Annotated in this window: 23 protein-coding genes; 9 read left to right on the plus strand and 14 right to left on the minus strand. The window is 71.7% G+C overall.

What is annotated here, in order from left to right:
- Positions 1 to 103: 103 nt before the first annotated feature.
- On the minus strand, positions 104 to 1,507 hold the full coding sequence (locus MKL01_RS15545; protein ID WP_243906110.1) for a sigma-54-dependent transcriptional regulator: 1,404 nt from the start codon (positions 1,505 to 1,507) through the stop codon (positions 104 to 106).
- Positions 1,492 to 2,955: a sensor histidine kinase gene (locus MKL01_RS15550; RefSeq protein ID WP_243906111.1), complete on the minus strand. Its 1,464-nt coding sequence runs from the start codon at positions 2,953 to 2,955 to the stop codon at positions 1,492 to 1,494. The genes MKL01_RS15545 and MKL01_RS15550 overlap by 16 nt, the downstream gene beginning before the upstream one ends.
- A 366-nt stretch (positions 2,956 to 3,321) precedes the next feature.
- Between MKL01_RS15550 and MKL01_RS15555 the strand changes: the two genes are divergently transcribed.
- A complete protein-coding gene (locus MKL01_RS15555; protein ID WP_243906112.1) occupies positions 3,322 to 3,663 on the plus strand; it encodes an Hpt domain-containing protein in 342 nt (113 codons plus the stop codon).
- Positions 3,664 to 3,707: 44 nt separating this feature from the next.
- On the opposite strand, the gene MKL01_RS15560 is transcribed toward MKL01_RS15555, so the two are convergent.
- The 8 genes from MKL01_RS15560 to MKL01_RS15595 form a co-directional block, all read right to left on the minus strand.
- Positions 3,708 to 3,944, minus strand: a complete 237-nt coding sequence (locus MKL01_RS15560) for a hypothetical protein (protein ID WP_243906113.1) — start codon at positions 3,942 to 3,944, stop codon at positions 3,708 to 3,710.
- Between the two features lie 185 nt (positions 3,945 to 4,129).
- Positions 4,130 to 5,368 (minus strand): sensor histidine kinase, encoded by a 1,239-nt coding sequence (locus tag MKL01_RS15565; protein WP_243906114.1) that lies wholly within the window; start codon positions 5,366 to 5,368, stop codon positions 4,130 to 4,132.
- A 260-nt stretch (positions 5,369 to 5,628) separates the two neighbouring features.
- A complete protein-coding gene (locus tag MKL01_RS15570) occupies positions 5,629 to 7,260 on the minus strand; it encodes an ABC1 kinase family protein (protein ID WP_243906115.1) in 1,632 nt (543 codons plus the stop codon).
- 140 nt (positions 7,261 to 7,400) lie between these two features.
- Positions 7,401 to 8,102 (minus strand): molybdate ABC transporter substrate-binding protein, encoded by a 702-nt coding sequence (locus MKL01_RS15575; RefSeq protein WP_243906116.1) that lies wholly within the window; start codon positions 8,100 to 8,102, stop codon positions 7,401 to 7,403.
- Between the two features lie 162 nt (positions 8,103 to 8,264).
- Positions 8,265 to 9,098, minus strand: a complete 834-nt coding sequence (locus tag MKL01_RS15580; protein ID WP_243906117.1) for an NAD-dependent epimerase/dehydratase family protein — start codon at positions 9,096 to 9,098, stop codon at positions 8,265 to 8,267.
- A 17-nt stretch (positions 9,099 to 9,115) separates the two neighbouring features.
- Positions 9,116 to 10,411 carry an MFS transporter gene (locus MKL01_RS15585; protein ID WP_243906118.1) on the minus strand — a complete coding sequence of 432 codons (1,296 nt, stop codon included), beginning with the start codon at positions 10,409 to 10,411 and terminating at the stop codon, positions 9,116 to 9,118.
- Between the two features lie 146 nt (positions 10,412 to 10,557).
- A complete protein-coding gene (locus MKL01_RS15590) occupies positions 10,558 to 11,616 on the minus strand; it encodes a lactonase family protein (RefSeq protein ID WP_243906119.1) in 1,059 nt (352 codons plus the stop codon).
- A 13-nt stretch (positions 11,617 to 11,629) separates the two neighbouring features.
- Positions 11,630 to 12,937: an alpha-hydroxy acid oxidase gene (locus MKL01_RS15595; protein WP_243906120.1), complete on the minus strand. Its 1,308-nt coding sequence runs from the start codon at positions 12,935 to 12,937 to the stop codon at positions 11,630 to 11,632.
- Between the two features lie 154 nt (positions 12,938 to 13,091).
- Here MKL01_RS15595 and MKL01_RS15600 point away from each other — a divergent pair, with 154 nt between their 5' ends.
- The 3 genes from MKL01_RS15600 (at position 13,092) to MKL01_RS15610 (ending at position 15,730) form a co-directional block, all read left to right on the plus strand.
- The gene (locus MKL01_RS15600) at positions 13,092 to 14,156 is read left to right on the plus strand and encodes a LacI family DNA-binding transcriptional regulator (protein WP_243906121.1); all 1,065 of its coding nucleotides are present in this window, start codon (positions 13,092 to 13,094) and stop codon (positions 14,154 to 14,156) included.
- A 104-nt stretch (positions 14,157 to 14,260) separates the two neighbouring features.
- A complete protein-coding gene (locus MKL01_RS15605; protein ID WP_243906122.1) occupies positions 14,261 to 14,932 on the plus strand; it encodes an aspartate/glutamate racemase family protein in 672 nt (223 codons plus the stop codon).
- A 3-nt stretch (positions 14,933 to 14,935) separates the two neighbouring features.
- The gene (locus MKL01_RS15610; protein WP_243906123.1) at positions 14,936 to 15,730 is read left to right on the plus strand and encodes a hydroxypyruvate isomerase family protein; all 795 of its coding nucleotides are present in this window, start codon (positions 14,936 to 14,938) and stop codon (positions 15,728 to 15,730) included.
- A gap of 268 nt (positions 15,731 to 15,998) precedes the next feature.
- On the opposite strand, the gene MKL01_RS15615 is transcribed toward MKL01_RS15610, so the two are convergent.
- Complete coding sequence (locus MKL01_RS15615; protein ID WP_243906124.1) at positions 15,999 to 17,030, minus strand: hydroxyacid dehydrogenase; 1,032 nt, start codon at positions 17,028 to 17,030, stop codon at positions 15,999 to 16,001.
- 5 nt (positions 17,031 to 17,035) lie between these two features.
- Positions 17,036 to 18,241: an amino acid aminotransferase gene (locus MKL01_RS15620; RefSeq protein ID WP_243906125.1), complete on the minus strand. Its 1,206-nt coding sequence runs from the start codon at positions 18,239 to 18,241 to the stop codon at positions 17,036 to 17,038.
- A gap of 216 nt (positions 18,242 to 18,457) precedes the next feature.
- On the opposite strand from MKL01_RS15620, the gene MKL01_RS15625 reads away from it, so the two are divergent.
- The 3 genes from MKL01_RS15625 (at position 18,458) to MKL01_RS15635 (ending at position 21,050) form a co-directional block, all read left to right on the plus strand.
- Positions 18,458 to 19,597 (plus strand): branched-chain amino acid ABC transporter substrate-binding protein, encoded by a 1,140-nt coding sequence (locus MKL01_RS15625; protein WP_243906126.1) that lies wholly within the window; start codon positions 18,458 to 18,460, stop codon positions 19,595 to 19,597.
- Between the two features lie 212 nt (positions 19,598 to 19,809).
- Positions 19,810 to 20,085: a translation initiation factor IF-1 gene (infA, locus tag MKL01_RS15630; RefSeq protein WP_243906127.1), complete on the plus strand. Its 276-nt coding sequence runs from the start codon at positions 19,810 to 19,812 to the stop codon at positions 20,083 to 20,085.
- Positions 20,082 to 21,050, plus strand: coding sequence for a DMT family transporter (locus MKL01_RS15635; protein WP_243906128.1), 969 nt, complete (start codon positions 20,082 to 20,084; stop codon positions 21,048 to 21,050). Before infA ends, MKL01_RS15635 begins: the two co-directional genes overlap by 4 nt.
- Here the strand turns inward: MKL01_RS15635 and MKL01_RS15640 are convergent.
- Positions 21,020 to 21,322 (minus strand): hypothetical protein, encoded by a 303-nt coding sequence (locus tag MKL01_RS15640; RefSeq protein WP_243906129.1) that lies wholly within the window; start codon positions 21,320 to 21,322, stop codon positions 21,020 to 21,022. The two genes, MKL01_RS15635 and MKL01_RS15640, sit on opposite strands and share 31 nt — an antisense overlap.
- A gap of 157 nt (positions 21,323 to 21,479) precedes the next feature.
- On the opposite strand from MKL01_RS15640, the gene MKL01_RS15645 reads away from it, so the two are divergent.
- Both MKL01_RS15645 and MKL01_RS15650 read left to right on the plus strand, forming a co-directional pair.
- Positions 21,480 to 22,085, plus strand: coding sequence for a sulfite oxidase-like oxidoreductase (locus tag MKL01_RS15645; protein WP_243906130.1), 606 nt, complete (start codon positions 21,480 to 21,482; stop codon positions 22,083 to 22,085).
- The gene (locus MKL01_RS15650; RefSeq protein ID WP_243906131.1) at positions 22,060 to 22,797 is read left to right on the plus strand and encodes an FAD-binding oxidoreductase; all 738 of its coding nucleotides are present in this window, start codon (positions 22,060 to 22,062) and stop codon (positions 22,795 to 22,797) included. Before MKL01_RS15645 ends, MKL01_RS15650 begins: the two co-directional genes overlap by 26 nt.
- A gap of 9 nt (positions 22,798 to 22,806) precedes the next feature.
- On the opposite strand, the gene MKL01_RS15655 is transcribed toward MKL01_RS15650, so the two are convergent.
- Entirely contained in the window at positions 22,807 to 23,904 is a 1,098-nt protein-coding gene (locus MKL01_RS15655) for a calcium:proton antiporter (protein ID WP_243906132.1), read from the minus strand.
- Between the last annotated feature and the right edge of the window lie 8 nt (positions 23,905 to 23,912).

A 23,912-nucleotide genomic window follows, 5' to 3' on the forward strand; every position in this document is an offset into this window, starting at 1 on the left:
GCCGGACCGCGCGCCGCGAGGCTCGACGCCCGCGTTGGCGATCGGTTCCCGCCCGGCCGGGGGCTCGGGCGGCCGCCGCGCGGTTCTTCGCGTCGCGGGCCCGCTAGGCCTCGTCGGAGGCCGCCGAAGCGTCGGGATTTCCGACATCACTTGTCGTGTCTTCCGACAAATCCGAGCCCGGCGCGCCCAGTCCGTAGCGCTCGATCTTCGCGTAGAGGAGCTGCCGCTGGATGCCGAGGCGGCGCGCGGCCCGGGCCCTGTTGCCCTCGGCCTCCCGCAGCGCCGCGGCAATCATGGTCCGCTCCAGGCGGGCTACGGCACCGGGCAGGTCGCCGGACAGCCAGTCCTCAGGTGTCTCGTCACCGGTCCGCCGGTCCGGGCGCGGCGCCGGCAGGTCGATGTCGTCGCCCGCGATCACGCCGCCGCGCACCAGCATGGCGGCGCGCTCCACGACATTGCGCAGTTCGCGGACGTTGCCCGGCCATTCATGGGCCAGCAGCCGGGATGCGCCGGCTCCGCTCAGGCGCTTGCCCGAGGGTGCGAGGAAGTGCTCGGCGAGCGGGACGATGTCGGCCAGCCGTTCCCGCAGGGGCGGCAGGGTGATCGGCACGACCGCGAAACGGTAATACAGGTCGGCGCGGAACCGGCCGTCGGCCACCAGCGCCGGCAGGTCGCGGTGCGTGGCGGCGACCAGCCGGACGTCGATCCGCGCAGGCCGGCCGCCCAGCGGCGTCACGATGCAATCCTGGATCACCCGCAGGATCTTGGCCTGCATGGGGGCGGGCATGTCGCCGATCTCATCCAGGAACAGCGTGCCGCCCTCGGCCTGATGGAAGGCGCCGGCGCGGTCCGCGGCCGACCCGGGAAACGCGCCCCGGACATGCCCGAAGAGCTCGCTCTCCAGCTGATCCCCGGGGATCGCCGCGCAGTTCACCGGGATGAACGGCCGGGCCCGCCGCCGCGAGTAGGCGTGCAGCGCCCGCGCCACCTCCTCCTTGCCGGTGCCGGTCTCGCCCTGGATCAGGATGGTGGAGGCGGTGTCGGCGACGAGGCCGATGGTCTTCTGGACCCGCCGCATGCCGGCGCTGGAGCCGACGAGACCCGGATGGCCGGTCGGGGCGGCCGGGCCGGCGGCGTCCGGCGGTGCGGATCCCAGCATCGCGTCGAGGGCGGCGGCGAGATCGGCGCGGCCGATCGGCTTGGTCAGGTGGTCGTGCGCGCCCAGGCGCATCGCCTCGATCGTGTTGGCCGGGCTCGCGAAGGCGGTCAGCACGGTCACGGGCGGCCGGTCCGGCAGCGTGCAGATCCGCTCCAGCGTGGCCATGCCGTCGAGGTCCCCGGGCATCCGCAGATCGAGGAGCACCGCCGCCACCGGGGTCTCGCGCAGGCGCGCCAGGGCCTCCGAGCCGGACGCCGCCGGCAGCGGCGTGTGTCCGAGGTCGGCCACGGTCTCGGCGAGCCCCTCGCGGAGGGCCCTATCGTCGTCGACGATCAGGATGGTCGCCATGGCAAATCCAGCAGGAAGGTGGTCTCGGTCGCGTCCTCCACCAGCCCGACTGCGCCGCGATGCGCCAGGGCGATCTCGCGCACGATGGCGAGACCGAGCCCGGTCCCGTCCGGCCGGCCGGTGACGAAGGGTTCGAACACCGTGGCGCGGATGGCGGCGTCGATCCCGGGACCCGTGTCGCTGACGCGCAGGTGCAGCCGTACGGTGCCGTCGGCCGTGACCCGCGCGGCGCCGAGCCGGACGCGGCCCCCCGGCGGCGTGTGCTGGAGCGCGTTCAGCAGGAGATTGTCCAGGGCACGGGCGACCTGCGCCCGGTCGATATGCGGGTGGTCCGCTGCGGGCAGCCCCTCGGCCGCGACGGTGATCCCCACCGCGTGGACGCGGGCGAAATCCTCCTGCAGCCGCGCGCATTCCGCGAGCAGCGGCGCCACCGCGGTCGGATTCCGGTGGAGCGGGCGCGCCTGGGTCAGGTTGAGCAGGTCCCGCAGCAGCGTGTCGACCCGGGCGATCTGACCGAGGACCGCCTCCAGGGCGGTCGCGGCGCGCCCGGGATCGCCGCTGACGAGCGCATTCTCGGCCTTGAGCCGCATCGCGGCGATCGGGTTGCGGATCTCGTGGGCGATGCTCGCCGCCAGCCGTCCGACCGCGGCCAGGCGCTCGGCGGCCCCGGCCCGCGTCCGGGCCTCCCGCAGACGCCCGCCCGCCGCATTGAGGGCCTCGACCAGGCGGTCGAGCTCGGGCTCGCCGGTCCGGTCGAGGCGGGGCAGGTCCTCGCCGTCCGGCCGCGGTGCCGCCAGCGCGGCTTCGAGCCGGGCGATGCGGCCGGAGAACCCGTACAGGAACCACCCGAGGAAGGCCGCCGACCCGAGCACGGTCACGGCCAGGAAGCCGAGGCCCGCCACGAAACGCGTGTAGGTGGGGCCATCGTTGACGCGGGCGCGCCCCATGGCCCAGGCGGTCAGGCCCGGCTCGGGCCCGCGCAGCGGGCAGCCCTGGAGCAGGAGCACCTGCGTGCGGCTCGGCCGGCGGAGCGAGACCGCGTGGTCGACGCGCAGGACCTGCGCGTTGAGGGCGGCGATCGTGTCCTGCTCGGCAGCCGGGAGGTCGGTCTTCCGGCCGGTCCCCTCGTAGGTGGGGTAGGCGTAGGCGAGCGAGCCATCCGCGGCGCTCCAGATCCCGCCCTCGATGCCCGGGGCGCCGCCGAGCGCCGCCTCCACCGCGCCGCCGAGGTCGCCCTCGGCGCCGCTGCCCCCGCGGAGGCGGACCAGGGCTGCGTAGCGGTCGGTGATCTCGCGGCAGGCCCGGCCGACCGCCACGTCCGACTGGGCGACCTGGACGCCGGTCGACTGGTCGTAGACGCCCAGCATCAGGTAGGCGGTCGCGGCCGCCGAGACCAGCAGCAGCACCCATAGGGCGAGCAGCCGGGCACGCAGGCTGTAGGCCGTCACGGCAATTCCCGGTCCGGCACGGCGCGGCTTCCTCCGACGGGACCCCGTCGGTCCGCGGGAATCCCTAAGCCGACTGCGCCGACGTGACCACCCGGCCCACGGCGGGCCCCGCCGGGAATTACAGACATCAGACGGCGTGACGATGCAACCCTGGCGTGAAAGTCTCGTCGAAACACCCGTATTCGCGCCGAAGAGATTTTGATGCGGCGGCGAAGAAGCCGGATGTTCTGGGGAAGCTCGCCGCCCTCGCCAATCTTTGCTAAACAAATCGGTGCAGCGATGCCATCGAAGCCGCGCGATCCCGGCGAGGGCGCGCTCCGCCCGCGCGCCATTCCCGGGCCGCGGATGCGCGATCGGAGACGGACGGTGTCAGAGGCCCTCGTGAACCAGGATGCGCTCGATGAACTGTCGGCGGTGATCGGCACCGAGAAGCTCGTCCGCATCGTCGACCGTTTCGTCCTGAGCCTCACGACGGCTTTCGAGGGGGCGGACCGCGCGGCGGCCGATTACGGACGCGAGGCGCACACGCTGGTGTCGATGGCGGGCATGCTCGGCTGTGCGCCGCTCTCCCGGGCCTGTCGCGGCCTCGAGGAATCCGCCAAGGCGGGCGACGACCTGACGGCCCCGCTGATCGACCTCAAGGCGCTCCGCGACGGGACGCTGGCGGCCCTGCGGGAGCTGCGTGCCCGGGCCGACGGCGCGGTCTGAGCGCCCGCCGCTAAGCACGACGGCCATGGCCGAGCCGGCGCCGCTCAATTCTGGCGCTTGACGAGCGCCTCGATCGCCGCGCGGTGAAACTCGGTCGCCATCTCGCTCAGGATGTCGGCGGCAGCGGGATTGACCCGGCGGGTCATGAGGCTCTGCTGTTCGAAGGTGCGATGCATCGCGTCGATGTCGGCCCGCGTCACGAACGGATTCTCCGCGATGGCCCAGCCGAACGTGCGCCACAACCCTTTCTGGACGGCCCACGGATCGAACGGTTTCGTCATCGCGACTCCAGTCCGCCTTGAGCATAAGCCGGCATGCGGAGACGCGCGAGGGTCGGCGCCGCGAATACTGGGGATGCGGGGCGTCGGCAGCCTTCGGGGCGGTGCGGGTCAGGGTCGGCCCGGCGCACCGACCGAAGCCGACGAACGGACACCGCATCAGGCCGCGCGATCCGCTCGGGCGCCGCTTACCCCACCGTCACTGCGTCGAGGGGGGCCTCGAAGGTCAGCACCGCCCCGTGCGGCGGGTAGGTGAGATCGGCGGTCCCGCCGAAGCAATGGGCGAGGCTGCGGGCGATCAGGCGGGTGCCGAAGCCGGTGCGGGTCGGCGGGGTCACCGGCGGTCCGCCCGTCTCCTCCCAGCGGAACCGGAGGGCTCGGCCGCCCTCGGCGTCCACCACCGCCCAGGTGATCCCGACGCAGCCTGCCGCCACCGAGAGCGCCCCGTACTTGGCGGCATTGGTCCCGAGCTCGTGCAGCATGAGCCCCAGGGTCATCCCGTGGCGCGGACCGAGGGTGAGTTCGGGCCCCGCGACCCGGAACCGGCCCGCCACCCCGTCGCCGTGCAGCGACACCGCCCCCGCAACCAGCGCCGTCAGGGATGCGCTGGTGAAGGAGCCCTGGAGGAGCACGTCGTGGGCCTGGGCGAGGGCGAGCAGCCGCGCCGACAGGGCCTCGCCGGCCGCCTCCAGCGAGGCCGCGTTGCGCATGGTCTGCGCCGCGACGGCCTGGACCATCGCCAGGGTGTTCTTCATTCGGTGGGAGAGTTCGTGCATGAGCAGCGTCTGACGCGCCTCGGTCAGCTTCAGCTCGGTGATGTCGCGCGAGACCGCGAGGATGCGCTCCGGGCAGCCGGGGGTGGCGCCGATCGGGGTCACCGCCACGTCCCACCACCGGACCGCGCCGCCGGTCTCCAGCTGCGCCTGGAAGCGGCTGGTCTCCCCCAGCCGCGCCCGGACCAGGGCGGCGGCGACCGCCGCACGATCCTCGGCCCGGCTCCAGACCTCGATCCACGGGCGGCCGATCACCTCCGCCTCGTCCTGCGCGCCGAACAGGGCCGGACCCTCCTCGCTGGCGGTGATCAGGCGCCCGTCGCGATCGAGGAGTTCGAGGTAATCGTTGGCGACCTGGGGGTAGCTGGTCGGCCGACTCCACGATGCGGCGTGCGGTCCGGCCGCCGGCTCGGTCCCGAGGCCGGCCGGCTGCAGGGCGGAGGGCGCCTCGGCACGCTCGGCGGCGAGGCGACCGGCCTCGACACGGCTGGCCGCCTCGACGATGCGACCGAGCCGTCGGCTGCGCTGCCGCTCCCGATCGACCTGTGCGGTGGCCTGCGCCAGCAGGGCGCGTAGGCGGATGTTCTCCGTCTCCAGCGCGTCGAGGCGATGCGCCGCACCGTCCATCCTCGGCACCACGAGCCCCGCACTCATCGCCCGCCCCCTCGCTCTCCCGGCGGGCCGTCTCTGCGCGGCGCGGCACCGGTGGTCCAGCGATCGCGAGGTGCGGCGACGCGATGTCGGATGCGGAGGGGGGCCGGCGGTTTCGACCGCTTCTGGCAACCCATCCTGCCCGCGACCCAGCGAATCGTTAGATGCCTCACGCTAGCATGGCGTCGGGGATAATCAACCGAGCTATGTATTCGCCCGAGGCTGAAAACTTTCTTTCCCGGCTAAGGCCGGGATAAAGACCCCTATTTGTTTCGCATCAGCAGCACGAGCCAGCCGATCCCGAGGACAAAGATAATCAAGCCGATCGAGACGAAGACCGGCGTGCCCAGGTCGATGAGGCGGGGCGCGAGCTGCGTCGCGAAGGCGGCCACCACCAGGGCCACCGCCACCCGCGCGGCGGCGCGCTCGATCCCGCGGGTGACCTTGTCGAGGCCCTTCACCTCGATCTCCACGGTGACGCGGCCCTGCTTCAGCCGGACCAGCATCAGGTGGATCAGGGTCGGCAGTTCGGACGCCGCGCCGTAGAGCCCCACGCCCAGGGCCTCGGCCTTCTGCTTGAGCGCGCCGAGGGAGAACTGCGTCTGCATGCTCGCCCGGACCGTGGGGCCGGCCGCCGCGAACAGGTCGAAGTTCGGGTCGAGGTGGCGCATCACGCCGTCGGCGGTGACCAGGCCCTTGAACAGGATGGCGAGGTCGGTGGGCATGGCGAGGTCGTTCTCGCGGGCCATGTTCATGAAGTCGGTGAGCACCAGCCCGAGGTTGAGCGGGATCGAGGAGTGACTCTCCACGAAGGACTGCGCCGAGACCTGGAGGCGGGTGAGGTCCGGGTTGCTGGTGCCGGTCCAGTCCAGCAGCACGGCCATCAGGCCGTCCGCGTCCTGCTTGAGCATCGCGCCGATCAGCACCAGGAGCTGCGAGCGCCGCCGCTGCGACAGGCGGCCGATGATGCCGAAATCGATGAAGCCGATCTTGTTGCCCGGCATGGCCAACATGTTGCCGGGATGCGGATCGGCGTGGAACACGCCCTCGATCAGCGCCATCTGCAGGAAGGCGTCGGTGCCCTTCTGGGCGAGCAGCTTCTTGTCGAGGCCGGCCGCGCGCAGCGCCGCCTCGTCGTTGGGCGGGATGCCGTGGACGAAGTCCTGCACCAGCACCCGCTCGGAGCAGTATTCCCAGTGGATCTTCGGGAAGACGATGTCGTCGCGGTCCTCGAAGATCTGGGCCAGCAGCTCGCAGTTGCGCGCCTCATTGAGCAGGTCGAGCTCGCCGTTCAGCCCGTCGGCCAGGTGGCGCATCTGCTCGCGGGGCTGGTAGCGGGCCATGTCGGGCCACTCGTTCTCGACGATGCGGGCGCCGTGCGCCATCAGGCGCAGGTCCGCCTCGATGATCTTGCGCAGGTTCGGCCGCAGCACCTTGACGATCACGTCCTCGCCCGTGTGCAGGCGCGCCCGGTAGACCTGGGCGATCGACGCGGAGGCGATCGGATCCGTGTTGAATTCGGCGAAGACCTCGTTGGGCGGGGCGCCGATATCCTGCTCGAGCTGCGGCCCGATCTGCTCCCACGGCACCGGCACGACCTGGCTGTGGAGCTTCTGCAGCTCTTCCGTCCAGGCCGGGGACAGGAGGTCCGGGCGGCTCGCCAGCACCTGCCCGAACTTGATGAAGGTCGGCCCGAGCGCCTCGATCGCCCGGCGCAGCCGCTCGGGTTCGGACAGGCGCGTCACGTCGACCCGGGGCCGGCGCCGCGGCAGCAGGGGCAGGTAGCGCAGGCCGAGCCGGTCCACGACGCGCGTGACGCCGAACCCGATCAGGATCGTGGCGATCTCCGACAGCCTCTGACGGTCGCGGGCGGCAACGAAGGCTGTCTTCAGCATGTTCTGGCGCGATCCGTTCGGACGGGAGCAAGCGTCCGGACAGCACGAGCATAAGGACTTTTTTGCGGTCGCGAAGCCCGGGACGCCGCCGTCCGTCCGTATAGCCGGCGCCGCGCCCTAGCGCGAGCGCTCGGTCCGGATCAGAAGGCCGGCTCCAGCCCGCTCGCCCGGTAGGCCTGCGCCGCCTCCGGCGTCCTCAGGCCGGCGAGGAAGCGCGCGGCGCCGTCCCGGTCGGTCGCACCGCGCAGGATGGCGGCCGAGAAGGTCGTCACCTCCTGCACCGGCTCCGGGAAGGGTGCGACGACCTCGATGCCGGGCACCACCATCAGCTCGCTGATCTGCTGGACCGCGAGGTCGGCCTCGCCGGAGACGAGCTTCTCCGCGGTGAAGCCCTGCGGGATGATGGTCGCCCGGGCGTTGACCGCCTCGGCGAGACCGAGCCGCGGCAGCAGGCCGGCGAAGTAGATCCCGCTGGCGCCCGCGCGGGAATACGCCACGGACCGCGCCGCCGTCAGGGTCTGCTTCAGCGCCGCGACGGTGGCGATGTCGGGATGCGGAGCCCCGGCCTTCACGGCGATGCCGTAGTGCGAGCGGACCGCGTCGATCCGGGTCTCCGGCTCGACGCGGCCCGCGGCGATCAGCCGGTCCATGGCGTCCGACAGGACCAGCACCGCGTCGGCGGTCTCGCCGGCCTCGAGCGCCGCCATGATGACGGTTGTCGGGGCCCAGTGGATCGCCGTCCGCCCGCCGGCCGCCTCGAAGGCGGGGACGATCTGGGCGTCGAAGGCGCCCCGCACCACCAGGGCGCATTTCAGCCGGGTCGTGGTTCGCTCGGTGGCCATGCCGTGTTCCCGTGTTCCGTCCGATAAGTGGGTGCGCTGACGATCCGTCAGACCGCGTTCCGGATATGTCGATCGTCCAACCGCCCCCTCATTCCGGGGGCTGCGGCGGCACCGCCGGAGGAGGCCTGGCTCGGCAGCGTCCGTCGAACCGTCCGCGTCACTTCAGCGTGTCGGCGTTTTGCCGCGGGAATAGTCGATCCCCGTGAAGCCGCCGCCCTGGTAGCGTTCCACGATCGCGTTGCCGCTGGTCTTGCCCTCCAGCGCCGCCGCGTGGGCATCGGCGCTGTCCTGCGGCGCCCAGCCGATCACGGCGCGCCCGTCCCGCCGCCACCAGGTCATGCGGCTGTTGTTCGACGCGCCCCAGATCACCACGGTGCCCGCCGCCCCGAGGCTCGGCGCCAGGGTCGCGCGCATCACGAGGCGGGTCATGTCGGCATAGGACAGCCACGTGGCCAGCATCCGGGCGTCGGTGGGCTCCGGGAAGCACGAGCCGATCCGCAGGAAGACGCTCTCGACCCCGTGCTTGTCCCGATAGAGCCCGCCCATCAGCTCGCCGTAGGCCTTGGACAGGCCGTAGAACCCGTCCGGGGCGTGGCGGCAATCGTCGTCGAGCACCGCGGACCGCTCATGGAACCCGATGGTGTGGTTCGACGAGGCGAACACCATCCGGGCCGCCTCGCGGCGGGCCGCCTCGTAGACGTGATAGAGGCCGCGGATGTTCGGCCCGATCACCGTCTCGAACGGGTGCTCCACCGAGATCCCGCCGAAGTGGAGGATCGTCCCGCAGCCCTCGGCGAGCCGCAGGATCGCGGGCCCGTCCTCCAGGTCGGCGACCTGGAAGCGCGCGCCTTCGGGCAGCGGGTCCGGGAACGGGACCCGGTCGGTGAGCCGGAGCGTCCAGCCCTGGTCGCCGAGCGCCCGGGTCAGCACGCGGCCCAGGGCGCCGGATGCTCCGGTCAGGAGGACGGGTTTGGATGGGGCGGTCTCGGCGGTCATGGGGTGCTGCTCCAGGCTCAGGCCGCCTCGGCCGCGTTCAGGGGACCGGCCGCCTCCGGGCTGCGGGGCCGCCGTACGAAGATCGTCATGGCGATCACCCCCGCTGCCGCGATCAGCGCCGCGATGACGAAGGCACTGGCGTAGCCGCCGAGATACTGCACGGCCAAGCCCGTGGCGGTCGGGCCGATGATGCCCGAGATGTTGCTGAGCAGGTGGATGAAGCCGCTCACCGCGCCGACCCGCGCCTCCGGCACCAGCTCGTGGATCGTCGCCCAGCAGGATTGCACCGAACTCGTCAGCATCAGCACGGCCAGCGCGATCAGCGAGACCGCCATGGCGGTGCTGGTCGCGGCGTTGACCGCGATGAGGGCGACGCCCGCGATGGCGAGCGGCACGATCGTGGTGATCTTCCGTGCCGCCAGCTTGTCGCCCATGCGCTTGTAGACCAGGTCGGCGATCACGCCCCCGCCGATATAGCCGACGAAGCCGCAGGCCCAGGGGATCGACGCCACCAGCGCCATCTCCTTCACCGGCATGTGCAGGGCGTCGGTCAGGTAGCTCGGGAGCCACGAGAGGAAGATGTAGAGGGTGTAGTTCACCGCGAACATGCCCAGCCCGAGCGAGAGGGTGCTCGGCAGCAGCAGGTAGCCCTTGAGCGACCGCGCGTGGTCCGAGGGCGCGAGGTGGGTCGCCGCCCGGCTGCGCTCCACGAGGGCGACCTCCTCCGGCCCGACCCGGGGATTGTCCTGCGGCCTGTCGGTCATCAGGAGGCGCCACGCCACGACCCAGAGCAGGCCGACGGCGCCGATGGCCACGAACGCCACCCGCCAGCCGTACTGGATCGCCAGCAGGCCGACCACGGGCGCCGCGATGGCGCTGCCCACGGTCTGGCCCGAGAAGGTGAACCCGATGGTCCGGGCGGTCTCCTCGCGGGGGAACCACGTGGTGATGGTCCGGTTCGTGGTCGAGTTCATCGGGCCCTCGGCGAAGCCGAACAGGGCGCGGACCACGAACATCTGGGCGAAGCCGGTCACCGCGCCGGTGAGCATGCACAGGATCGACCAGGCGGTTGCGGCCCAGCTGTAGACGCTGCGCGGCCCGTAGCGGTCGGCGAGCTGGCCGCCCACGAAGGCGAACAGCGCGTAGCCGAAGAAGAACGTGCTGAAGATCACCCCTAGTTCGGCGGGCGAAAGGTTCAGGTCCTGCTTGACGAACGGCGCCGCGACGCCGAGGGCGGCGCGGTCCATGTAGTTGATGATCCCGGCTATGAACAGCAGGAACGCGATCAGGAACCTGTAGCGTTTGGCGAACATGGCGTTTCCTCCAGGTATTTCACGTTTTTGCTATTTTTTGTTTTGTAGATACTTAGTCGAGGGATCGATCTGATGCTTCGTCATCGTGGCGCCCCTGGCTCGCTGCGCGCCGCGCGCCGGGATGGCTGCGCGTCCGGACGTCTCGATCATAGGAAGGCGACGGTGCAGGGGCTGAGGCTCGGGCGGGAACCCGTGCGGGTGAGGTCGCCGCTGCCGGGATCGATGGCGAATTCGACGAGGCTGTCGCCCTGCTCGTTGGCGACGAGCAGGTGTCGCCCATCCGGAGACAGGGTCATGAAGCGCGGGTCCCGCCCGCCCGCCTGGGTCCAGCCGGCGGGATCGAGCCGTCCGGCATCCGCGTCCACCCGGAAGCGCGCGATCCCGTCCTGACCGCGGTTCGACGCGTAGACGAAACGGCCGTCCGGCGTGACCACGATCGCCGCGGCCGTGCTCGCGCCGAAGAAGTCCGGCGGCAGCGTCGGAACGAGGTGCAGGGGCGTCAGCGTGCCGGCCGTGCCGTCCCAGCGACAGGTGGCGATACTCGAATCCAGCTCGTTGACTAGGAAGGCCAGCGGCCGGTCCGGGTGGAACGCGATGTGGCGCGGCCCGGCGCCCGGCCGCATCGCGGTCTGCGACGCGATCCCGAGGCGCTCGCCCTCCAGACCCAGGACGAAGACCCGGTCGAGGCCCTTGTCGGGCACGATCGCGTGGCGTCCCTCGGGCGCCAGGACCACGTGGTGCGGGTGCGCGCCGGCCTGCTCGGTCCGGTGCGGACCCGGCTCGCCCGGCATCGGCAGCACGTGGCAGGCCGGCTCCAGCCCGCCATCCGGGCGGACCGGCAACAGGGCGACCGAGCCGCTGGCGTAGTTGGCGACGATCAGGAAGCGCCCGCTCGGGTCGAGGGCCTGATGCACGCTGTTGGTGCCGCCCGTGGCCGCGCTCCCGAGGGCGCGCAGGGTGCCGTCGGCGGCGGCCGCGAAGGCGCTCGCCGCCTCGCCGTCGCCCTGGACCGTGTAGACGACGCCGCGCTGCGGATCCGTGACCAGGAAGGACGGGTTCGTCAGCCCCTCGACCCGGCCGAGATGCGTCCAGTCTTCGAGGCCGCCCCCGGTCCGGTACACGTCGATGCCCTGGCCGCGCGCCCGGCGCCGCTCGGTGGTGAAGCAGCCGACGAAGGCGAGGCCGAGGGGAGCGGGACGGGGCATGGCGGTCTCCGGATCAGCCCCGCCGCGGGACGCGGCGCAGGAAGTCGGGGTTCAGCTCCGACAGGCGATTCACCCCGATCAGCGCCATGTCGCGGTTGAGCTCCTCCTTGAGGATCCGCATCGCGTGTTCCACGCCCGCCACGCCGCCCAGGGCGGCGGCGAACATGAAGGGCCGGCCGAGCAGGACGAAGTCGGCGCCGAGCGCCAGGGCCTTCATCACGTCGGTGCCCCGGCGGATGCCGCTGTCGACGATGATCTTGAGGCCGCCCTTCCGCGCCGCGATCTCCGGCAGAACGTCGAGGGGGGCGATGGCGTAGTCGAGCTGGCGACCGCCATGGGTCGAGAGGATCACGCCGTCGGCGCCGCAGTCGCGGGCGATCTCGACATCCTCGGGGGCGAGCAGCCCCTTGACCAGGAGGTTGCCGGACCACCGCTTCCGGATCGCCTCCAGGTTCTTCCAGGAGAGCTGGTCGCGGGCGATGGTGTTGCGCACCGCCCCCTGCGACATCATCGGCGGCCCGCGCTCGGCCTCGGTGTTCTCGAAATGCGGCGCCCCGTGCTTCAGGAACGTCCGGGCGACGGTGCCGAGGAGCCAGCGCGGGTGCGTCGCGCTCTGCCACGCGACCTTGGGCGTGACCTTGATCGGCATGGAGAAGCCGCTGCGGGTGTTGTGCTCGCGGTTGCCCAGCGTCGGCGTGTCGGCGGTGACCACGAACGTCCGGTACCCGGTGGCCGCGACCCGGTCGAGCAGCCGGTCGATCCGGGTCTGGTCGCCCGGCAGGTAACCCTGGAACCAGGCCTGCGGGTTCTGGGCGTGGACGTCCTCCAGCTTGATCAACGAGGACGCGCTGAGGCACATCGGCAGGTTCATCGTCCGGGCCGCCTCGGCCAGGACGAGGTCGCCGCGATAGGCGATGAAGGCGGCCCCGCCCAGCGGCCCGACCCCGAAGGGCGCCGCGTAGCTGTGGCCGAACAGCGTGGTGGCGGTGTCCCGCGCCGAGGTGTCGCGCATCAGCCGCGGCAGGAACGCGTAGTCGGCGTAGGCGCCCCGGCTGTGCGCCAGGGCGGCCCCGGTCTCGACCCCGCCGGAGACGTACTGGAAGATCATCGGCGGCAGCAGACGCCGCGCGTGGCGCTCGAAATCGTCCAGCGCCAGCAGATCGCGGAACCGGTAGGGCGTGACCGCGTCGCTGCGCTTCAAGCTGGTGACGATCGCCTGCGGCGCCGTGATGCCCGCCGCCGCGGCGTCGGCGCCTCCCACGGTCGGCGCCTCGCGCGCGGAGGCCTCCGACCCGGAAGCCGGCCGGTCGAGCGTGGCCATCGAGTCCTCCCTGAGAACCGCCGCGGCGGACGGATTTTTGAAAGCGCTTTCAGATAGCCAGGGGCCCGGGAGGGTGTCAATATACTGCCGACGCATGGTCGCGGCGGCGGCCCCGCCGCACCTTTGACGGGGGCCGGATCCGTGACGATCCGGTGTGGGCGAGGAGAGACCGATTACTGTTCTGACCCGGCCGGGACAAATCCTCGAAGCGCCCTCGCGCAGCCCGGTGGCGCAGGATGTCGCCCGTCGCGCGGGCGTCTCGACCGCCACCGTCTCCCGGGTTCTGAACGGCTCCGCCGGCGTCCGGGCCGACAAGCGGGCGGCGGTCATCCGTGCCGCGCAGGATCTCGGCTTCGTCGCCAACGGCGCCGCCCGGGCACTCTCGACCCGCCGATTCATGGCGGTGGGCGCGGTGGTGCCCAACATCGAGAACGAGGCCTTCGTGCGCGTCCTGTCGAGCTTCCAGGACAGGCTGCGGCGGGCGGGCTACACCCTCGTCGCCGCCAACGCCGGCTACGACCTTGAAGACGAACTCCGGGAGGCGACCTTCCTGCTGGAGCGTGGCGTCGACGGGCTGATGCTGGTCGGCGACATCCACCATCCCGACCTCCACGCCCGCATCGCCCGCTCCGGAATCCCGACGGTGCAGACCTTCAGCCTGTCCCGGGAGCGCCCCTGCGTCGGTTTCGACAACGCCGCGTCGGCCTCCCGGGCGGCGAACTACCTGATGGACCTCGGCCACCGCCGGATCGGGGTGATCTCGGGCCTTCGCAAGGACAATGATCGCGGGGGCGCCCGGGTCAACGGCATCGTCCAGGCACTCGCGGCCCGCGGCCTGCGGCTCGCCCCCGAGCACGACATCGAGATCTCCTACGGCATCGGCGGCGGCCGGGACGGGTTCCGCCAGATGCTCGCCGGCGGCGAGCCGCCTACCGCGATCATTTGCGGCACCGACCAGATCGCCTTCGGCGCCATGATCGAGGCCCGGACCCGCGGACTGGCGGTGCCGGGCGACCTCTCGGTGATCGGTCACAACGATTCCGACTTCGCCCCCTTCCTCGACCCGCCACTGACCACGATCCGCATCCACTCCGCCGAAATCGGCCACGCCGCCGGCGACCACCTGATCGCCCGGATCCAGGGGCGCCCCACCGTCCAGTTTACCGAGATCGACGCCGAACTGATCGTCCGCGCCAGCACGGCGCCGCCCGCACGCTAGGATCGGTGGCGATGCTGCGCTATCTTGCCACCCGTTTGAAATCGCTTACACGTTGAGCGACGGCGGTCGGCCTCCCGGTCGGCGCGCCCAACCCGAGACACAGCATGGCTCCCCGCATCGTCCTCCTGCACGCGACGCCGGTCGCCATGGCGCCGATCCAGGCCGCCTTCGCGGAACGCTGGCCGGAGGCGGAGACGGTCAATCTCCTGGACGACGGCCTGTCGCTCGACCGCGCCAAGGAGCCCGACGAGATCTCGGACGGCATGATCGACCGCTTCGTCCGGTTCGGCCGCTACGGCCACGACATGGGCGCGGACGGGATCCTGATCACCTGTTCGGCCTTCGGTCCGGCCATCGATCGGCTGATCGACACCGTGCCGGTACCGGTGCTCAAGCCCAACGAGGCGATGTTCCGGGCGGCGATCGCGCAGGGCGAGCGCATCGGCATGCTGGCGACCTTCGGACCCTCCGTCGGCACGATGACCGACGAGTTCGAGGCGTTCGTGGCGCAGTCCGGCCGGCCGGCGCAGCTGCGGACGATCCTGGTGGACGACGCCATGGCGCGCCTGCGTGCCGGCGATGCCGAGACCCACAACCGGCTGGTCGCCGAGCGCGCGCCGGACCTCGCGGATTGCGACGCGATCATGCTGGCGCATTTCTCGACCTCCCGGGCCGCCGAGGCGGTGCGGCAGGCGGTGGACGTCCCGGTCCTGACCGCCCCGCACGCCGCGGTGGACCGCATGCGCGCGATGATCGAGACCGGCAGGAGCGCCTGACCCATGAAGCTTGGTGCCTACAGGGACCGACTGAGCGGCCATTGCGGCTTCCTGTTCACGGAATTGCCGCTGGCCGAACGCTTCGCCGCGGCGGCCCGGGCGGGCTTTCGGGCGGTGGAGCACCCGAACCTGTTCGCGACGCCGGCGCGGGAGGTGGCGGGCTGGCTCGAACGGGCTGGCGTGCCGCTGGTCCAGACCGGATTTCCGGCGGGCGACGCCTCCAAGGGCGAGAAGGGTTTCGCGGCGCTGCCCGACAAGGTGGCGTATTACCGGTCCACGATCGAGCCGACCCTCGACTACGTCGCGCAGCTCGACTGCCGCATGGTCCACCCGATGGCCGGCGTCCGGCCCGACGGGGTCGAGCCGGCGCGCCTTTGGGACACCTACCTCGACAACCTGGCCTTCGCGGCCGATGCCGCCAGGGCGCGCGGGATGACGGTGATCGTCGAGCCGATCGGCCCGGGCTCCATCGCCAACTACGTGGTCGACGATCCGCTGGTGGCGGTCGACGCCATCCGGACCATCGGCCGCGACAACGTCAAGCTGCTGTTCGATGCCTATCACTGCGTCTGCCTGGGCCACGACCCTGCGGCGCTGATCCGCGCCCACGCGCCGCTCATCGCCCATGTCCAGATCGCCGACGATCCCGGCCGGCACGAGCCCGGGACCGGCACGATCGCGTTCGATCCGATCTTCGCGGCCCTCGAGGAGGTCGGCTATGCCGGCTTCGTCGGCTGCGAATATCATCCGGCCGCCGGAACCGAGGCCGGCCTGGGCTGGATGCGGGTGTCGGACTAGCAGGCGGCCTTAGTCCCTTCGCCGTCTGTACGAGCGGAGCGAAGCACTCCGGGGAAACGCCACATCCGAGGAGCGAGCGCAGCCCGAGAGCAGTGCCCGATTGGGTTGCAACAGGATTGTCGGCTGCGCCCATGCCGAAGCGGGTCCCCTGTCCCGCACGGGAGAGGGAGCCTGTCGCGCCAGACCGTACTGGCCATGTCCGTTTGCTGTACTGTCGCAACGAGATCGGGACCGGCTCTCGTTCGCAGCGCTCGTCGAGACGAGGCGTTCAGCCGAACAGCCGCGCCCGGCGCGCCAGCACGGCGGGCCAGACCTCCGGATTGACCAGCCGCGGCGGCCGCTCGCCCTTCAGCAGGCCGATGATCTGGTCGGCGCCCCAGGACGCCACATTGCGGCGCGCCTCGTGGGTGACGCCGGCGGTGTGGTAGGTCGCCACCACGGTGTCGAGCGCGAGCAGGGACGCGCCGAGGGTCGGCGGCTCCGGAGCCCAGACGTCGAGGCCCGCGCCCGCGAGATGTCCGGAGGTCAGAGCCTCGGCCAGGGCGGCCTCGTCGTGGATGCCGCCCCGGGCGGTGGTGATGAACAGCGCCCCCGGCTTCATCGCCGCGAAGGCCGCGGCGTCGAAGCTGCCGCGGGTCGTGTCGTCGAGGGGGCAGTGGACGGACACGATGTCGGACTCGGCGAGCATCCGGGCCCGGTCGACGGGTTCCGCGCCGCGGGCCCGGATCTCCTCGGCCGTGAGCAGGGGGTCGTAGGCGAGGACCCGCAGGTCGAAGCCGCGGGCGATCTTGGCCACCGCCATGCCGGTATGCCCGATCCCGACCAACCCGAGGGTCGAGCCGCCGATCTCGTGCCCCATCAGGGATTCCCGCGAGAAGCCGCGCTGAGTCCTGAGGAGCCGGTCCGAGACGCAGATCTTGCGCGAGACCGCCAGCATCAGGCCGATCGCCAGTTCCGCCACCGAGCGGGCATTGCCCCCCACCTGATTCACCACCGCGACGCCCGCCCGCGTGCAGGCGGCGGCGTCCACGGTGTCGAAGCCGGCACCGCCGGAGGACACCGCGAGCAGGTTCGGGCATTCCGCCAGCAACGCATCGGTCACGTGCCAGCGGCGCGGCAGCTCGTCCCGCGCCGGCGAGACGTGGAAGACGTGCGCCTGCTCCAGAAGCGCCCGGAGCGCGCCCTCCGGACCCTGCAGGTCGCCGATCTGCAGGTCGATATCGGGCTCGGCCCTCAGCCGCTCGTCGAAGACCGGGTTGATCCAGACATTGAATCGGCAGACGCGCTTGAGGGCCGCCACGGGATTCAGCCCTTCACCACGGCGTCGATCGCGTCGATGACATGGTCGATGTTGTGGGTGTTGACCGCGGCCACGCAGATCCGGCCGGTTTCCAACGCGTAGACCTCGTGCTCCTCGCGCAGGCGGGTGGCCTCCGCGGGGCTCAGGCCGGTGTACGAGAACATGCCCTTCTGGACCTTGATGGCGTCGAAGCCGCGCTCGGGGTGGCGCTGCTGCAGGCTGTCGGCCATCCGCTCGCGCATCGCGCGGATCCGGTCGCGCATCTCGGCGAGTTCCCGCTCCCAGTCGGCGCGCAGCTCCGGATCGGTGAGCACGATCTCGACGATGGCGGCCCCGTGCGTGTGCGGGTTCGAGTAGCTCGCCCGGACCAGCCGCTTGGCGAAGGCCTCGACCTTCGTCTTCATGGCCGGGTTCTCGGCCACGATGGTCAGCGCGCCGACGCGCTCGCCGTAGAGGGAGAACGACTTGGAGAACGACGAGGCGACCAGGAATTCCTGGCCCGATTCCGCGAACAGGCGCACCGGCTCGGCGTCGGCGTCGAGGCCGTTGCCGAAACCCTGGTAGGCGATGTCGAGGAACGGGACCAGGCCGCGCTCGGCCATCAGGGGCACGAGGTCGCGCCACGCGTCCAGGCTGAGATCCGCGCCGGTCGGGTTGTGGCAACAGGCGTGCAGCACCACGATCGAGCCCTTCGGCAGAGCCTCCAGGGCAGCGCGCATGGCCGGGTAATCGGCCGCGCCGGTCTCGGACGAGAAGTAGGGGTAATCGACGACGGGGAAGCCGGCCTGGGTGAACAGGGCCTTGTGGTTTTCCCAGCTCGGGTCGCTCACCGCGACGGTCGCGCCCGGATACAGCTTGGCGAGCACATCCGCGCCGGTCTTCAGGGCGCCGGTGCCGCCGATGCTCTGGAGCGTCGCGACCCGGTTCTGCGCCAGGATCGGCGCGCCCGCGCCGAACAGCAGCGCCTGGACCGCGTCGCGGAACGGCTTCGTGCCCTCGATCGGCCGGTAGGTCTTCGGCAGGCCCTTCTCGATCCAGCGCTTCTCGGCGACCTGCACGGCGCGCAGGCGCGGCACCTTGCCGTCCGCATCCGTGTACACGCCGACCACGAGGTTGAGCTTCTTCGGGCTCGGGTCGGCGTTGAAGGCCTCGAACAGGCGCATGATCGGGTCGAGCGGCGCGTCCTGGATGCCGGCGAACAGCGAGGTCATGATCGTCAATCGTCCCAGAGGGTCTTGGTCGGCGACGCGCGGGCGCCCCGGCACACCCGGCGACGGGCCGGGCCGACGCCCTTATTCCGCACATCGCGGCCGCCCGCCAGCGCTTCCGCGCGGATCAGCATCCCGGTCGGTTCAACGATAGCCCGGAGCGACCGCCCCCCGGCGCGGCCCTTCCGGACCCCGCGCCGTCGGTCGTAGAGTGCCGCCATGATGCGTCGCATTCTCCCGGTCCTCGCGGGCCTTCTCGCCGCCGTCCCCGCCTGCGCGCAGGCGCCGGTGCGGATCGGGCTGTCGGCCCCGCTGACGGGGCCGGATGCCGCCTTCGGCCTGGGTCTTCGGCAGGGCGCCGAGCAGGCGGTGGCCGATCTCAACCGGGCCGCCGGCGGGCGGGCGCGGTGGATCCTGATCCCCGCCGACGATGGCGGCGACGGCCGGCAGGCCGTCGCAGTGGCGCGGAAGTTCGCCGCCGACGGGGTGCGCCTCGTGGTCGGGCCGCTCGAATCCGGCGCGGTCGCCGCCGCGGCTCCGGTCTACGAGGAGGCGGGGGCCGTGACGGTGACGACCGGCGCGAGCTACACGCCGCTCACCGGCCGCGGGTTCTGGGGCCTGTTCCGGCTGCGCCCGAGCGACGCGCAGCAGGGCCGGGCGGCGGGAGCCCATCTGGCGAAGGCCTTCGCCGGGCGCCGGGTCGGTATCCTCAACGACCGTTCGACCTTCGGCCGCGGCCTCGCCGACGCGGTCGCGGCACGGTTGAAGGAGGCGGGTGCCCCGGAGGTGCTGTTCGACGGGTTCGCCCGCAACACGCGCGACCTCTCCGACCTCGTCGCCCGGCTGAAGGCGGCGCGGCTCGACGCGGTGTATTTCGGCGGTCTCGCTCCGGAGGCCGCGACCCTGCTCCACGCGATGCGCGATGCCGGGCTCGGCGCGACCCTCGTGGCGAGCGACGGCATCCTGGATCCCGGCTTCCCGTCCGCAGCCGGCGCGGCCGGGGAGGGGACCGTGATGACCCTGTCGCCCGATCTGCCGCGCCTGCCCGAGCCGCCCGGCGCCCGTCCGCCGCCGCGGAGCCTCGAGGCGGAGAGCGTGTCGGCCGCGGCTTACGCCGCCGTCGAGCTCCTGGCGCGCGCGGCCGAGCGCGCCCACACGGCCGATTCGAAGACCGGCCGGATTGCCGAGGGGCGCAAGGTGGCCGAGGCTCTGCGCGCCGGTCCGACGCATACGCTTCTCGGGCCGGTGACCTTCGACCCGCGGGGCGACCGGACCGACCCGCCGATCGGCCTGCGGATCTGGCGACGGATGCCGGACGGTCGCCTCGATTACGCCGGCAACGACGTCGCGGACCCGTGAAAGCCGGCGATTCATGTCGATGACGCGATGGGTTTCGCCGCCGTGACTTGCGGCCGGTTCTCGCGGCGACTACATGCGGGCGTTGCTGCTGAGCTGGCGCGGGCGATCCGTCGGATCGCATCCGCGCCCTGCGGCGTTTCCCGAACTCTGAACACATCCGAACGCGCATTGCCGGAACGCCTGCTGCCGGACGGTCCGACTGGAGAAGGTGCATGGCGAAAGAAGAATTGATGCAGTTCGACGGTCTCGTGGTCGAGATCCTGCCGGATGCGCGGTACCGCGTGCAGCTCGACCAGGGCCACGAGATCGTGGCCTACACGGCCGGCAAGATGAAGAAGAACCGCATCAAGACGCTGGCGGGCGACCGGGTCACGGTGGAGATGTCTCCCTACGACCTGGAGAAGGGGCGCCTCGTGTTCCGCCACAAGGACGAGCGCTCCTCCGGGCCCCGTCCACCCGTGCGCGGCGGCCAGTTCCGCCGCCGTTGACGGCCGCGCCCGCGCACCGGGCGTCCCCGGCCGCGCCCGCCTACCTGCTGCTCACCGTCACGGCCCTCCTGTGGGCCGGCAACGCGGTCACCAGCCGCTGGGCCCCCGGCCACGTCTCGCCCCAGGTCATCACGACTTTGCGCTGGACGGTCGCCTGCCTGGTGCTCGTTCCGATCGCCGGCCGACGGCTGATCGCGGCCTGGCCGCAGCTGCGGCCGCACTGGCTGCGCATCCTGCTCATGGGCGGCCTTGGCTACACGGCCTTCAACTGCCTGTTCTACGCGGCGGGAATCCATACCGGCGCGATCAACCTCGCCCTTTTCCAGGGGGCGATCCCGGTCCTGGTGATCGTCCTGAACCGGTTGGCCTACCGGGTGCCGGTCACGCCGGGACAGGTGCTGGGCGTGGTGCTGACCCTGATCGGCGCCGGCCTCGCCGCCACCCACGGCGACTGGTCGGTGCTCACGACCCTGGCGTTCAACCGCGGCGACGTCTTGGTCTTCGGAGCCTGCCTGCTCTACGCCGGCTACACGATCTTCCTGCCGACCCGCCCGAAGGTCCCGGGCCTGACGTTCTTCGCCGCCATGGCGCTCGCCGCCCTCGTGACCTCGCTGCCGCCGCTCGCCGTCGAGTGGGCGATGGGGCACGCCGTCTGGCCCAATCGGGAGGGCTGGGCCATGGTGGCCTTCGTCGGGCTCGGGCCGTCGCTGCTGGCGCAGCTCTTCTTCATGCGGGGCGTCGAGCTGATCGGCCCGAACCGCGCCGGCCTGTTCGTGAACCTCGTGCCGATCTTCGGCGCGGGTCTCGCCGTCCTGCTGGTCGGTGAGCCGTTCGGGGCGACGGAAGCGGCCGCCCTGGCCCTGGTTCTCGGCGGGATCGCCTGCGCCGAGCGCCTGAAGCCGGCGCCCGCCGCCGAGGCGACCCCGGACGCCGCTTACTCGCAGACGCGGACGCGGCGGATGTAGACGTCGCCGTAGGCGTCGATGGTCCGGCGGCGCTCCATATGGCAGACCGGGCCGTAATCCTCCTCGACGTAGACCGGCGGCGGGGCGCGGTAGACCGGCCGGCCCGGATAATAGCCGTTGTTGGCCGACGCGATGGCTCCGCCGACCGCGAGTCCGCCGAGGACGCCGAGAGCGGCTGCGCCACCGGCGCCGATCCCGTCGCGGGCCTGGGCGGCCGGGGCGAGGGTGGCGAGGCTCCCGACGACAAGGCTCGTCGCGAGAAGGTACTTCATGACTTCCCCCTGAAGGCAGGCGATTCGTGCCGAACGTCGGCACAGTCCTGCTAGCACACCCGAGCTTTGAGGCGTTTGTTCGGCCGCACATGCCGGCTTGACGTGAGGTGCTCCGCCGCACCAAACCCCGGGTTCAGCGAGAGGAGCGGCGATCGTCATGGTGACACGGGGCTTCGTCGGACGCAGACAGCCGCCCGAGACCGGGGCGCGCCTGCCGCCGGGCCAGTATCTCACCGACGACTTCCCGATCCTGCAGATCGGCCCCAACCCGGCCGTCGACCTGGCCACCTGGCGGTTCACCCTCCGCGAGGGATCGCGGCCGATCAAGACGTGGAGCTGGGCGGAGTTCGAGGCGCTGCCCCGCACGACCTGGACCGGCGACATCCACTGCGTGACCAAATGGTCGAAGTTCGACACGACCTGGGAGGGCGTCAGCTTCGACGACCTGTTGGCGGATGCCGGCATCGCGGCGCCGACCAACTTCTTGGTGGCGGAATCCTACGACGACTATTCCACCAACGTGCCGGTGGCCGATCTCGTGGGCGGACGCGCCCTCGTGGCGACCCGCTACGCCGGCCAGCCGATCCATCCGGATCACGGCGGCCCGGCCCGGCTGTTCGTGCCGCACCTCTATTTCTGGAAGAGCGCCAAGTGGGTGAAGGGCCTGCGCTTCACCAACGTCGACACCGCCGGCTTCTGGGAGCTCCGCGGCTACCACATGTACGGGGACCCCTGGCGTGAGCAGCGCTACATCGGTGATTGAGCCCGTCGTCTTCCGCTGGCATCGGGCCGAGATCGTCGCGATCGCGCCCGTGACGCCCCACGTGACGAGCGTCCGGCTGCGCTGCGGCCTCGCGGCCGCCTACCGGGCCGGGCAGCACGTCGACGTCCGCCTTACCGCCGAGGACGGCTATCAGGCGCAGCGCAGCTATTCCATCGCCTCGGCGCAGGACGGCAGCGGCACCTTCGAGCTGATGATCGAGGGTCTGCCGGACGGCGAGGTCTCGGGCTGGTTCTCGCAGGCCGCCGCGGTCGGCGACCACGTCGAGCTGCGCGGGCCGATCGGCGGCTCGTTCTCCTGGGACGGTCCCGACGGCGGCCCGCTGCTCCTGGGGGGCGGCGGCTCCGGCGTGGTGCCGCTGCTGGCGATGCTGCGGCGGCGGGCACAGGGCTGGCGGCAGATCCCGGCGGCGCTGATCTACTCGGTCCGCACCCGCGCGGAGGCGATCGCCCTCGCGGAACTGGAATCCCTCGCCGCGGCGGACCCGAACGTGTCCCTGCATCTCGCCACGACGCGCGAGGCCGGCGGCAGGCGGATCGACGCGGCCCTCGTCGGCGACGCCCTGGCGCGGCTGGGGCCGCCGGGCAAGGTGTTCCTCTGCGGCTCGAACCGGTTCGTGGCCGCGGCCTCCGACCTGATCATGGCCGCCGGCGTCGCGCCGGGCCTGATCCGCACCGAGCGGTTCGGCGCCTGAGCGCGGGGCTCAGGGGCTGAAGATCAGCACGAGGTAGACGAAGAACAGCACGAGGTGCACCGCGCCCTCCAGCACGGTCGTGCGCGTGCCCGAGAAGGTCAGCGCGCTGAGGATCAGCGTCACCGCGAGCAGGGTCATCTCGGTGGGCTTGAGGCCGAGCACCACGGTCTGGCCGGTGAGCAGGCCGATGGTCAGGATCGCCGGGACGGTGAGGCCCACCGTCGAGGTCGCCGCGCCCAGGCACAGGTTGATCGCCCGCTGCAGCTCGTTGCGGGCCACCGCCTTGAGCGCGGAGATCCCCTCGGGGGTGAACACGATGGCGGCGATCAGCACGCCGCCGAGGGCGGTCGGTGCGCCGAGCGTCGCGATGCCGTGATCGAGGATCACCGCGAGGCTCTTGGCCAGGATGACGATCGGCACGACGTTGGCGAGGAGCAGGCCGAGGGGCTTGGCGATGCCGCCGGCCGACGCCGCGGCGGCCGGCACGGCCAGCGCGGCCGTCTCGCGATCCTCGGCGTCGACGAAGAACTCGCTGTGGCGTCCGGTCTGGATCAGCAGGAACACGCCGTAGAGCGCGAGCGTGAACACCGAGAACGTCACGGCCTGGAGGGTGGTCAGCGTGCCGTCGCTGGTGGAGCTGGTGAAGTTCGGGATGATCAGCGCGATGGTGGTGAGCGGGATGATGACCGACAGGAAGGCGGAGGCGCCCTGGAGGTTGTAGCGCTGCTGGTGATGGCGCAGGCCGCCGACCAGGAGCCCGAGGCCGACCACGCCGTTCAGCACGATCATCAGGACCGCGAACATCGTGTCCCGGCCCAGCGTCGGCACGTCCTTGGCCGAGAGCATCACGGCGGAGATCAGCGCCACCTCGATGACGACGATGGCGAGCGTCAGCACCAGGGTTCCCAGGGGCTCGCCGAGCCTGTGGGCCAGCGCCTCCGCCTCGTGCACCACGCCGAAGGCCGCCCAGACGATGACGGCGAGCAGCCATGCGAACAATCCGGCCGCCACGAGCGGCTGCGAGAGGTCGCTGAGCCAGTCCTTGCCGAACCACGCGAAGGCGAGAACCGTCGCCCAGGCCGTCGCCACCCGCAGGGCTGCCGTCATGATCGTGG

Origin of the sequence: Methylobacterium sp. J-070 (assembly GCF_022829385.1) — a bacterium.
GTDB lineage: Bacteria > Pseudomonadota > Alphaproteobacteria > Rhizobiales > Beijerinckiaceae > Methylobacterium.